This window comes from Neisseria macacae ATCC 33926 (assembly GCF_022749495.1).
Classification (GTDB): Bacteria; Pseudomonadota; Gammaproteobacteria; order Burkholderiales; family Neisseriaceae; genus Neisseria; species Neisseria macacae.
This window is the reverse complement of sequence record NZ_CP094241.1, coordinates 1703776-1715582: the sequence shown is the minus strand read 5'-3', so window position 1 is coordinate 1715582 and position 11807 is coordinate 1703776. Positions and strand designations below refer to the sequence as shown.

Sequence of the window (11807 nt, the reverse complement as noted above, 5' to 3'; positions counted from 1 at the left end):
TTTTTCGTGGGCAAAGCCCACGCTACGGGAGGGTTGTGGATGGAACGCGTGGTTTGTTTGAACGCATGAAGAAAGGTCGTCTGAAAATGGGAAATCTGTTTTCAGACGACCTTGGTTACCATCTGTTTAACAAAAACTTATTCCGCCAATTCGGTTTGCTGGTGCGACATGAGTTCTTGTCCGACATCGGTCAGGAGGTTGAGGTAACGCTCGTACTGCTTGAGGATGTCGGCGATGAGTTCGCGGCGGTTCATGTATTGCACGTCGTAGCCGCTGCGGCCGTCGAAGAAGTAGGTGTAGGGCTCGTAGGTGACGTTGTGGCGGATGTGCGGGAGGTGGCCGTCTTTGATAAGCTGTTCGGACACTTCGCGCTTGATGGTTTTAATGCCGTACATGAAGTCGCGCAGGGACTCTTTGTGGATGGTGAATTCGACGGCAGGCTCTTCGCGGTCGAAGTGGGTTTGGATGTCGACGCTCAGGCTGTATTTGTCGGACAATTCCTCGCCCAATTCGCGCATGGCGGGCAGGGCGGTGGTTTTGAGGAATTTGAGGATGTCTTGTTCCTGCGTTTGGTTCAGCATACGCTCAAGCCTGTCCTGCCAGTTGTCGCCGCTCCAATAGACGCTGGAGGGAGTGACGGCGGTCGTGAAGTATTTGTGGTCGGCGTTTAATCCGCGCCATAGGCTGAAACACATGATCAGCATGAGCAGGGCGAAAGGCAGGGCGACGATGAGGGTCATGGTTTGCAGGGTGGGCAGTCCGCCGAAGCGCAAAAGGACGATGGCGGCGGCAGACATCAACAGCCCCCACATCACTGCCTGCCAGCGCGGGGCGGCCACGCTTTTGTCGCGGGAGGCGATGTTGTTGAGGACGTAAATACCGGAGTCGGCGGAGGTGATGAAGAAGAGGGCGATCACCATGAGGCTGACAAGCCCTGTGAGGGTCGGCAGGGGGAGGTATTCGAGGAAGCGGAAGAGGAGTTTTTCGGGCGTGCCGGTCAATTCGCCCAATGCGCCTGCTGCGGTGTGGTCGTTAATCCAGATGGCGGTGTCGCCGAAGATGGTAAACCAGATGACGCAGAACAGGGAGGGAACCGCCAAAACGCCGAAAATGAATTCGCGTATGGTGCGTCCGCGCGAGATGCGGGCGATGAAGAGTCCGACGAAAGGCGCCCAAGAACACCACCATGCCCAGTATAAGATGGTCCAGCCGCCGAACCATTCGGTATGGTTTTGTTCGTAGCTGTACGTTTTGAAACTGAGTTGTACGAGGTTGCTCAGGTAAGTGCCGAGGTTGTCGTTGAAGGCGGAGAGCAGATGGAGGGTCGGGCCGGTGGCGAGGACGAAGACCATCAGTACAAAAGCAAGGGTCAAGTTCATCTCGCTCAACATTTTGACGCCTTTGCCTATGCCGGAGGCGGCAGAGGCGACTGCCAAACCCATGACGGCGAAAATCACGATGGTTTGTACGGAAAAGGTGTTTTCGCTTATCCAGCCGATTTGTGCCAAGCCCGCGCCCAACTGCGCCGCGCCGAAACCAAGCGTGGTAATGATGCCGAACAGGGTGGCGACCAGCGCGAGTATGTCGATGATGTCGCCTGCCTTACCGTCGATTTTCTCTTTCAACAGCGGATAAAAGCAGGAGCGCAGGGAAAGCGGGAGTTTGTAGCGGAAGGCGAAATAGGCGAGCGCCAACGCCATGGCGGCGTAAACCGACCAGGCATGTACGCCCCAGTGGAAGAGGGTGTGGAGCAACGCGTCCTGCTGCCTTGCGCCGCTGCCGCCTTCGGTGATGGGGGACAGATAGTGGGTGAGCGGTTCGGCGACGCCGAAAAACATCAACCCGACGCCCATACCCGCCGCGAACAGCATGGCGAGCCAAGACCAAAAGCTAAATTCAGGCTCTTCTTCGTTGCTGCCCAGCTTGATGTTGCCGAAGCTGCTGACCGAAAGTGCGAGCAGGAAGAAGAAGAAGGCTGAAAATGCCAAGATGTAAAACCAACTGAAGTTTTTGAAAATGCCTGTTTTAGCGGCATTGAGGACGGTTTCTGCCTGCTGCGGAATCAAAAGCGCGATGCCGATGACCAGCAGCACGAAGGACAGCGTAACGGAAACGACGAAGGGGTTGAACGAAGAGCGGTTGCGTAAGAAATGAAATAAAGACAAACCTTGACCTCCTTTGGGATGGTGAGGCAGGCGGATACGGGCGCAAGGCTGTATATGGTTGATTAACAAAAACTAGGAATAAAACATGGTCTGTCGGACAGGGTCCGAGACTTTCCCGATTTTTGGTAATCCACTATAAAACGCAGACAAAAAACGAATGGCGTTTAAACCGTCCTGCCGGATGAAAAACAAGGGAAAAAGAGAGTAAAAACGCACAGATGAATGAGCCGTAATGAGGGCCGGGTGAGACAAAATGGATGATGATTATTTCTTTTTTTGAAGGAATAATAACAAAATCAGGGGATTGTTTCAAATTGGGAAAGATTTGTGTGTATTGGGACAAGAAAGATGGCAGCGATAAAATGGGCAAAGGGGTCGTCTGAAAGGCATTTCAGACGACCCCTCATCAGTTTTATTAGCTATTGCCGCCATCTACTTTCTTAAACGACAACCAACTGCAGACGCCGACCGATATCAGCCAAGCCGCCAGCAGCCAATACGGGTTGAGCAAATGGGCGTAGGGGTTCAAATCGGGATTCTTGATGGGTGGCAGATAAACCATAACGCCGAAGTAGGCAGACGATAGGGCAAGGCAGCTCAAAATGCCTTTTTGGTCTTTACGCAGACGCATCAGCATTGCCGTCAAACCGCTTGCCACCATGGCGGCAAAGCCAAAGAAAGTCATCGGGATAAAGTGTGCACTCCAAGCTTGTGTGTCGGGGAAGGCGGAGTCCGGCTGCATCAGGAAGGCGCAAGTCAGGAAAATCGGTGTGCCTGCCAAAGCAAAAGCAAGCGGAATCCACCAGCGGTAAGAAAAAACGCCTTTTTTTTCAGTTGCATGTTCAAAAATGACTTGCCCCGCATGAATGCCCGCCTTCACGGTTTTCACGACAATTTCCCGCTCCCGTTTATACCCGCTTTCACTAGGTAAAAACACCAGCCCAAAGGGAATAACGGCAAAAGCATTCAATAGGCTGAATATCGTTAATCCTTCGAAATAAAAATTAAACAGCATCTCTATATCTTTTGACAAAAACAGCGCAAACAATATCGTGCTTATGTAGGAACAGACAAAGCCGATGAGCATGGCGGTCAAGATATGCTTCAAGTTCCTACGCAAACGAAGCTGCGTCATCGCCATACCGGTCAGTATGCCCCAAACCAACATATAGCCAAGCATATAGAGCAAACCGGCAATTATTGCAGCCACACTAGTCAGACTGCCGACCACCAGTCCGAAAATACCGAAATAGAGCATAGAGGCAAAAAAAGCTGCCACCCCGCCGGAAGCTACGGCAAGCTGAACGGTGAGAAACACGAGTAAAACGCCGTAACACAAGGCATAAACGGTAAAAAGCAGTATAAGGTACGGCTTGCGCGGTTTCTTGTCCTTCAGGGCGGTGTTGTCCGACATTATGCTGGTTTCCTTTGGATGATTTATCGGAATTGAAGTAGTTTCAGACGACCTTTGAGCGCGGATACATCGAGCTCAAAATTGTCGTATCGGATTACGGTTAAGCCGTTATGGAAATTTGAATGATTATAATGGAATAGTTTGTGTTGATGATAGCCGTATAACGATATTGCATTTTCGTGAAACCGATAATAGGCAACAAGATTTGCCATTGCAGTAAAAAAGGTCGTCTGAAAACTGTTTTTCAGACGACCTTTTGCCGTTTTATCACTCAAGAAAGCGACGGATTACGACCGTACCTGCCCGTCGCCCAACACAATCCATTTCTGCGAAGTCAGCCCGTGCAGACCGACGGGGCCGCGGACGTGGATTTTGTCGGTGGAAATGCCGATTTCTGCGCCGAGGCCGTATTCGAAGCCGTCGGCGAAGCGGGTGGAGGCATTGACCATAACGCTGGCGCTGTCGATCGTGCGCAGGAAGGTGCGGGCGTCGGTGTAGGATTCGGTTACGATGCTGTCGGTGTGGTGGCTGCCGTGGGTGTTGATGTGGGCGACGGCTTCTTCGAGGCTGTCGACGATTTTGACGGAGAGGATGGGGGCGAGGTATTCGGTGTCCCAGTCTTCTTCGGAGGCCGTCTGAATGTGGGGCAGGATGGACAGGGTACGCGGGCAGCCGCGCAGCTCGACGTCGCGAGCGGCATATTTTTCCGCCAATACGGGTAGGATTTCGGCGGCTCGGCTTTGGTGGACGAGCAGGGTTTCCATGGTGTTGCAGGTGCCGTAGCGCGAGGTTTTGGCGTTGAAGGCGATGTTGACGGCTTTTTCGGCGTCGGCGGCGCGGTCGATATAGACGTGGCAGATGCCGTCGAGGTGTTTGATGACGGGCACGCGGGCTTCGGCGGCGATGCGGGAAACCAGCGACTTGCCGCCGCGCGGGATGACGACGTCGATAAACTCGGGACTTTGCAGCATGGCGCCGACGCTTTCGCGGTCGGTGTTTTCAATCAGGCTGACGGCTGCTGCGGGCAGGCCGTTTTCAACTAACGCCTGCGTAATCAGTTTGGAAAGCGCCATATTGCTGTTGAAGGCTTCGCTGCCGCCGCGCAGGACGCAGGCGTTGCCGGATTTGAGGCAGAGGGCGGCGGCATCGACGGTTACGTTGGGACGGGATTCGTAAATGATGCCGACAACGCCCAAAGGTACGCGCATTTTGCCGATTTGCAGGCCGTTTTCGCGGGTGCGGAATTCGTCCATTTCGCCGACGGGGTCGGGCAGGGCGGCAATCTGGCGCAAACCTTCGCACATGGCGTCTATGGTTTTTTCGGTCAGCCGCAGGCGGTCGAGCAGGGCGTCGTTCAAACCTTTCTGCGCGGCCTGTTCCATATCTTGAGCGTTGGCGGCGAGGATGGCGGTTTGATGGTGTTTGATGAGTTCGGCGGTGCGCAGGAGCGCGGCGTTTTTTTGCGCGGTTTCGGCGGCGGCGACAACATAGGAAGCCTGCTTGGCGGCGGACGCGGTGTGGCGGACGTAGTCTTGGATGTTTTGCATGGTGTCTCTGCGGGGAAAGTGGGAATGGGTTGATGATAAGGTCGTCTGAACGGGAATTCAATAGGATGCAGGGAGACGGTTCAAATGATACTGGGGAAGGGGATTGAGAAAATCGCAGATAAAAAAAACCATCTATACTAAGGGGAAAAGTATAGATGGCCAAACACATTACGGGGAAAACGTCTTACTCACTTACTCACTTCTCTCGAAGCAAGTGTTACTCAGACACGCGAATTATATAATAGTTCACGAATGATGACGTTAAGTTTGGTTAATGGCATCTTAACAATCATATCATCATGTTTTTAAACAAATAAAAAAATCATAATGGTTAAAATTTTTTTGAAAAAACTTCAAAATTTTTAAACCGTGATGAATTTCCACTCCCCTGAGGCTAAATTTTCTACCGTTCGTCCGTTAAATTCGTCCCGATGGAGGTGTTCGACGCGGTTGCCGGCGGCGGCGACCATACGTTTGACTTGATGATATTTGCCTTCGGTAATGGTCATCAGCAGGGTGGTCGGGTTTTCCAAAACAGCTTCGGCAGCGCGGACGGTTTCGTTGTCGTCGTGCAGCAGGACGCCGTTTTTCAGCGTTTCACACAGGCTGTCATCGGCAGGATGCTTCAGGGTAACGCGGTAGATTTTGGGTACTTTGTGTTTCGGCGAGGTAACGCGGTGGTTGAACTGCCCGTCGTTGGTAATCAGCAAAACGCCCGTCGTATCCGCATCCAGCCTGCCGACCGCCTGCATGTCGATATTGCGCATATGGTCGGGGAAAAGGCTGAAAACGCTGGGGTATTGCTGCGGTTTGTGCGAGGTTTCGTAATCGGCAGGCTTGTTGAGCAGGATATAAAAATAAGGCATGGGCACGACAACGATGTCTTCGCCGTCTATACGCAGCGTTTGGACATCGGCGGGATCGATGTCGGCTTTGGCGTCGTTGTAGACCGTATCGTTGATTTCGACACAGTCGTTTTGAATCAGCCACTGGCATTGTTTGCGGCTGCCTATGCCTTGGGATTGAAGGTATTTGATCAGTTGCATGGGAATGGCGGGAACGGGTTTCAGACGACCTAATTGTATATCAGGACTTCGCTTTCAAACGATAGAGATAAGTGGTTTCCCGATTGCGGGCGAAGGCGAGCGGGTCGGATTCGTCGGCGGCTTTGCGGTGGCGCGGTTTGGTTTTCAGAATATCGGCCACTTCTAAAGAGGTCGTCTGAAAACATTGTTCCAGAAAATCGCGGTCGCGTAAGTGCAGATGTTCCGCCAAGTCGGAAATGATTAACCACGCTTCGCCTTGCGGGTTTAAATGTTGCCGCACGCCGTTTAAAAAGGCGGTCAGCATGGCGTTGTCGGGATCGTAGAGGGCAGTTTCGACGGCGGAAGTCGGTTTGGCGGGCAGCCACGGCGGGTTGCAGACGATCAGGTCGGCGCGTCCTTCGGGAAACAAATCGACGGCGTGGACGGCGACTTGTTTGTCCAGCCCCAAGCGGGCGAGATTGGCGGTTGCGCAGGCGATGGCCTTGGGGTTGGTGTCGGTGGCGGTGATTTCGGGAATACCGCGTTTGGCAAGGATGGCGGCGATAACGCCGGAACCAGTGCCGACGTCGAACGCCGTCTGAATATGTGGATTCAACGGCGCTTGGGCGATTAAGTCTAAATATTCGCCGCGCAGGGGCGAGAACACGCCGAAAGGAACGTGGATTTTGCCGCCAAGCTGCGGAATTTCTATGCCTTTTTTGTGCCATTCGTGTGCGCCGATAAAGCCCAAAAGCTGGTTGAGCGGCAGTAAAAACGGCGTGTCGTTCGGTTCGGCATACACATCGGCAAGGGCGGCGCGGACGTCCGGCGCGCGCGGGTTGCTTAACTGAAAACCCACGCCGATTTCGACGGCAAGCATGTTCAGCACGCGGCTTTGCTGCGCCTGCTTCATGCGGTGGGTGTGGAAGGTCGTCTGAATATCGGCGGGCACGTTTTTTGTTTTTTTAGACGACCTGCGGACGCGCTTTTTCATCGCCGCCAATACTTGCTTGGCGTTGTGGAAATCGCCCGTCCAAACGGTCGCCGTGTGGGCGTGGGCGTTTTTCAGAATATCGGCGGCATTGCTTTCATGCACATAAACCGCCTGCTTGGGCGGCTTCTGCGTGCTTTCGTTGCGCCATTCGGCAGCGGCGCGGTCGGTGGGGATAATGGGGAACATGGAGGGAAGGAGGAAGGGAAACCGGCGGCAAGTTTACTATAGTGGATTAAAATTGCAATGATACGGCGTTGCCAACGCCCTTATGTACTACCCGTACACGGCGGGCGTTGCCGCCTTGTCTCATTTTTATTTTAATCCACTATATATTTCGGCTTACGATGTATTGCCGTTATGGTGTGCTAGACATTCAAAATAAGCGGGCTTAGTTTGGACTGTAATGCCTATTCATTATTTAGCAGCAGGTATGTGTCGCCTGCCTTTTTGTATTTAAGATTTTGAAACTAAATTGGACAAAATGTATAAAATAATTCTATTTTTTAAAAAGTAAATCCGTATTTTTAGAAAAATATATTGTCGTTTTGTCTAAAATGTGTATAATCTCCTTCCAAAGCAAACCATAATTTCGATAAAATTTGGACAAGGAGTATCATGCAATTAGACATTGACCGCTTAGTTGCTTATTTCGGCGGCGTGAATGCACTTGCCGAAGCGTTGAAACAGCACGATCCCGAAAATGCCGCAACAACCGCAGCCATCTATAAATGGCGCACACGCGGGTCGCTGCCTTTGGCGCAACTGCAAAAGCTGACCGCGCTGGCGGAAGCGCAAGGCAGGCCGCTGGATTTGAATGCTTTTTTACAAAAAAACGAATCTCTGGAGAGAACAGAAATGACACAGACCAACCGCGTAATTATTTTCGACACCACCATGCGCGACGGCGAGCAGTCGCCCGGTGCATCCATGACCAAAGAGGAGAAAATCCGCATTGCCCGCCAGTTGGAGAAAATGGGTGTGGATGTGATTGAGGCAGGTTTTGCCGCCGCCAGCCCGGGCGATTTCGAGTCGGTCAATGCGATTGCCAAAATCATCACCAAATCCACAGTCTGCTCGTTGGCGCGTGCCGTTGAAAACGATGTGCGCAAAGCAGGTGAAGCCGTTTCCCCCGCGCTGAAAAAACGCATCCATATCTTCATTGCCACCAGCCCCATCCATATGGAGCACAAACTGAAAATGAAGCCGCAGCAGGTCATCGATGCGGCGGTCAAAGCAGTGAAAATCGCCAAAGAATACACCGACGATGTGGAATTTTCCGCTGAAGACGCCGTGCGTTCGGATTTGGACTTCCTCGCCAAAATCTTTACGGCGGTTATCGAAGCGGGCGCGACCACCATCAATATTCCCGATACCGTCGGCTACTCCATCCCTTCCGTGTGGTACGAGCGTATCAGCAACATCATCAAAAGCGTGCCCAACGGCGACAAAGTAGTCTGGTCGACCCACTGCCACAACGACTTGGGCATGGCGGTTGCCAATTCGCTGGCCGCTATTCAGGCAGGCGTGCGCCAGGTGGAATGCACCATCAACGGTTTGGGCGAACGCGCAGGCAATGCCAGCCTTGAAGAAATCGTGATGGCGTTGAAAGTGCGCCATGACCTTTTCGGCTTGGAAACCGGCATCGACACCACGCAAATCGTGCCGATATCCAAACTGGTGTCCACCGTTACCGGCTATCCAATTCAGCCCAACAAGGCGGTAGTCGGCGCAAACGCCTTTGCACACGAATCAGGCATCCATCAGGACGGCGTGTTGAAACACCCCGAAACCTATGAAATCATGACTGCCGAATCGGTCGGCTGGTCAACCAACCGCCTGACCTTGGGCAAATTGTCCGGCCGAAGCGCGTTCCGCAGCAAACTGGCGGATTTGGGCATCGAGTTGGAAAGCGAAGAGGCGCTGAACGCCGCATTTGCCCGCTTCAAAGAACTTGCCGACAAAAAACGTGAAATCTTCGACGAAGACCTGCACGCGCTGGTGTCCGACGAAATGGGCAGCATGAACGCCGAAAGCTACAAATTCATCTCCCAAAAAATCAGCACCGAAACCGGCGAAGAGCCGCGCGCCGACATCGTGTTCAGCATCAAAGGCGAAGAAAAACGCGCTTCCGCCAGCGGCTCCGGCCCTGTCGACGCGATTTTCAAAGCGATTGAGAGCGTGGCACAAAGCGGCGCGACTTTACAGATTTATTCCGTCAACGCCGTAACGCAAGGCACGGAAAGCCAAGGCGAAACCAGCGTCCGTCTGGCGCGCGGCAACCGCGTCGTCAACGGTCAGGGCGCGGATACCGACGTTTTGGTCGCCACCGCCAAAGCCTACCTCTCCGCCTTGAGCAAACTGGAATTCGGTACCGCCAAACCGAAAGCGCAAGGCAGCGGTACGATTTGAGCTTAAATGGTTTGATTTGAATTTAAAAAGCAAAGAGGTCGTCTGAAAACTGAACTGGCCCCCAAATCTTGGACACTCATAAAAGCCTATTCAGGCGCTCTGTGCAAGCTGGGTTCTGTATGCGACAGGACTCAGCTTTTTCAATTTCAAACTGCAACGCTCCCGGTTGTAGTAATCCATATAGTCATCTATCTGCTTCATCAATTCATCTACCGTCAATTCACCTGCGTTATAGAAACACTCCGTCTTTAACACCGCAAAGAAGCTTTCCATCGGCGCATTGTCCCAACAGTTCGCCTTTCGCGACATGCTTTGAACCATGGAATGCTCCGCAAGCAATTCCCTATACCCCGCCGTACGGTACAGCACACCTTGGTCCGAATGAAGCATCGTTCCTTTATCAGTCAGACGGGGGGCGGCTTTTTCGAGCATTTCCTTCACCATTTCGCTGTCGGCTCTGCGGCTCATGGCGTAGGCGACGATTTCTCGGTTGAACAAGTCCAATATCGGCGAGAGGTACAGTTTGCCGTCCTTTCCTTTGAGTTCGGTCACGTCGGTCAGCCATTTTTCGTTAGGCTTTTCAGCTTTGAATAGGCGTTTGAGGAGGTGTTCCGATATTTCGCCCATGGCGGGATGGCGGTAGGCTTTTTTCGCCCGTATGAGGGCTTTCAGCCCTAGCTGCCTCATCAACCGCGCCGCTTTTTTGCGGTTCCAACCCAATGCTGCGGCAATGCGCCTTTGTCCGTAGCGTCCTTTATGCCGCCGGTAGGTTTCGACAAGGAGGGCTTTGTCGGCTGCGTCGGTGTCGGGCTGGTCTTGGTGGTGGTAGTAAAAGCTGCTTTTGGGCAGGTTTGCGATGTGCAGCAGGTATTTGAGCGGGTGTTGCGCCCTCAGTGTTTGGACGGTTTGGCTTTGTCCTTTTCGGTCTGTTTTTGGCTGAGGGCTTTTAACTCCTTTAGGTAGGCGACCTCTGCGCGCATATAGCACAACTCTTCGATAAGCTCTGCCTGCGTTTTTTCTTGGTCGGGTTTGTCGGCGATGAAGGGGTTTTTGCGGTGTTGGGGCATGGTTTTGGATTGGGGATGTTCGAGTGCGCCGATACCGCCTTCTTGATAGGCGCGTATCCATCGTCTCAGGTGGGTTCGGGAAATGCCGTAGTGGTCTGCGGTACGTTGTTGGCTGCGTATATGCAGGTAGTGGAGTACGGCTTGGTATTTGAAGTGTAATGTATATTTGCTCATAAAAAAACTGCACCTTGTGAGTTGGAGGGGATGTCCAACTTTTGGGGTGCAGTTCAAACCGGATTTTGGGTTTTCAGACGACCTTTTTTTATTTTTTCACAGAACTGAACAGGGGAAAAAGGTTAATCAAACACAGTAAAAAATACAAAACGAGTATTAAAGTCAGCCATAAATTTTTAAGTTTTATACTTGAGTAAATGATATGAAACAATAAATCTAGGTCGCCTATTAAATGGACAAAAAAATACGCTGTAAGGATGAAACAGAAAATGCCAATAAACTTTCTTCCTAATAGAAAGAATAGAATAGAAATATTGTTTATTATAAAAAATAATTTAATAATCATGGGGTTGTCGTTTATTTCACCTTGTAAGTCAGATAAATTATAGACATCCCCATCAGTTATATAGTCTATGATGTAAAATTCATCGGTATTAAGGAGAAATGAAAACGAAATAAGTAGCAATAAAATGAGGTAATTAATTGTTTTTATGAATTTTATACTGAAAATACGGTTTGCCATCATGCTCCCATTCGTTTTATTTTTTCTGTGTATTTTTTATAACGTATTCCTGCCTGAAAGGAAGATTAATAGACATTGAAAAAATCAGTACATCATAAAAAATCAAACAACATTAAATTTTAAGAAGATTGCTGATTTAAGTGCAACCCCTTATTGAAGTTTCATCAGTCGGTCTTGTTCGACTGACAATACGCCGTTTACCTTTTGGAAATAAGCAATGGTATCTTGAATATTGGTTTTGGCTGATGGACGAATGGCAATTCCGTGCAGGTTTTTGTATTCGTAAACCAAGCTCGCGCCGGAATCGTTCACTGCCTTCATCAATGGACCTGAGCCGATGTCTTTATCGTAGAAAATAATCAGGTTACCCGTTGTGGCTTGTGCTTGTTGGGTGAGGACTGCTTCAGTCGCTTGGGTCGGTTTGCTCGGGCTTTGGCAGGCGCAGAGTAGGGCGGCGAGTAGGATAAATGCAAAAGTTTTGTTCATTGT

At 51.3% G+C, this 11807-nt stretch carries 9 protein-coding genes; 1 reads left to right on the top strand and 8 read right to left on the bottom strand.

From position 1 onward, the window contains the following. Positions 1–137: 137 nt before the first annotated feature. The 5 genes from MON40_RS08235 to MON40_RS08215 all read right to left on the bottom strand — a co-directional run bounded on the left by MON40_RS08235 (position 138) and on the right by MON40_RS08215 (position 7331). Entirely contained in the window at positions 138–2165 is a 2028-nt protein-coding gene (locus tag MON40_RS08235) for a BCCT family transporter (RefSeq protein WP_003777999.1), read from the bottom strand. 415 nt (positions 2166–2580) lie between these two features. After that, positions 2581–3579, bottom strand: coding sequence for a hypothetical protein (locus MON40_RS08230; RefSeq protein WP_003778003.1), 999 nt, complete (start codon positions 3577–3579; stop codon positions 2581–2583). A gap of 287 nt (positions 3580–3866) precedes the next feature. After that, positions 3867–5126, bottom strand: a complete 1260-nt coding sequence (locus tag MON40_RS08225) for a glutamate-5-semialdehyde dehydrogenase (RefSeq protein WP_003778006.1) — start codon at positions 5124–5126, stop codon at positions 3867–3869. Between the two features lie 362 nt (positions 5127–5488). Continuing rightward, positions 5489–6172, bottom strand: a complete 684-nt coding sequence (locus MON40_RS08220; protein WP_003778011.1) for a 16S rRNA pseudouridine(516) synthase — start codon at positions 6170–6172, stop codon at positions 5489–5491. A 40-nt stretch (positions 6173–6212) separates the two neighbouring features. Continuing rightward, positions 6213–7331, bottom strand: a complete 1119-nt coding sequence (locus tag MON40_RS08215) for a methyltransferase (protein WP_003778013.1) — start codon at positions 7329–7331, stop codon at positions 6213–6215. Between the two features lie 429 nt (positions 7332–7760). Between MON40_RS08215 and MON40_RS08210 the strand changes: the two genes are divergently transcribed. Continuing rightward, positions 7761–9554 carry a 2-isopropylmalate synthase gene (locus tag MON40_RS08210; protein ID WP_003778014.1) on the top strand — a complete coding sequence of 598 codons (1794 nt, stop codon included), beginning with the start codon at positions 7761–7763 and terminating at the stop codon, positions 9552–9554. A gap of 90 nt (positions 9555–9644) precedes the next feature. On the opposite strand, the gene MON40_RS08205 is transcribed toward MON40_RS08210, so the two are convergent. From MON40_RS08205 to MON40_RS08195, 3 genes are all read right to left on the bottom strand, one after another. After that, on the bottom strand, positions 9645–10541 hold the full coding sequence (locus MON40_RS08205; RefSeq protein WP_242925829.1) for an IS3 family transposase: 897 nt from the start codon (positions 10539–10541) through the stop codon (positions 9645–9647). Next, a complete protein-coding gene (locus tag MON40_RS08200) occupies positions 10445–10795 on the bottom strand; it encodes a helix-turn-helix domain-containing protein (RefSeq protein WP_003756443.1) in 351 nt (116 codons plus the stop codon). The genes MON40_RS08205 and MON40_RS08200 overlap by 97 nt, the downstream gene beginning before the upstream one ends. 673 nt (positions 10796–11468) lie before the next feature. Beyond that, the gene (locus tag MON40_RS08195) at positions 11469–11804 is read right to left on the bottom strand and encodes a hypothetical protein (RefSeq protein ID WP_003778016.1); all 336 of its coding nucleotides are present in this window, start codon (positions 11802–11804) and stop codon (positions 11469–11471) included. Positions 11805–11807 lie beyond the last annotated feature (3 nt).

Excerpts from the sequence above, each read along its gene's own strand:
- MON40_RS08200 (WP_003756443.1), bottom strand. The coding sequence starts at position 10,795 with ATGAGCAAATATACATTACACTTCAAATACCAAGCCGTACTCCACTAC.
- MON40_RS08225 (WP_003778006.1), bottom strand. The coding sequence starts at position 5,126 with ATGCAAAACATCCAAGACTACGTCCGCCACACCGCGTCCGCCGCCAAG.
- MON40_RS08195 (WP_003778016.1), bottom strand. The coding sequence starts at position 11,804 with ATGAACAAAACTTTTGCATTTATCCTACTCGCCGCCCTACTCTGCGCC.
- MON40_RS08210 (WP_003778014.1), top strand. The coding sequence starts at position 7,761 with ATGCAATTAGACATTGACCGCTTAGTTGCTTATTTCGGCGGCGTGAAT.
- MON40_RS08220 (WP_003778011.1), bottom strand. The coding sequence starts at position 6,172 with ATGCAACTGATCAAATACCTTCAATCCCAAGGCATAGGCAGCCGCAAA.
- MON40_RS08215 (WP_003778013.1), bottom strand. The coding sequence starts at position 7,331 with ATGTTCCCCATTATCCCCACCGACCGCGCCGCTGCCGAATGGCGCAAC.
- MON40_RS08230 (WP_003778003.1), bottom strand. The coding sequence starts at position 3,579 with ATGTCGGACAACACCGCCCTGAAGGACAAGAAACCGCGCAAGCCGTAC.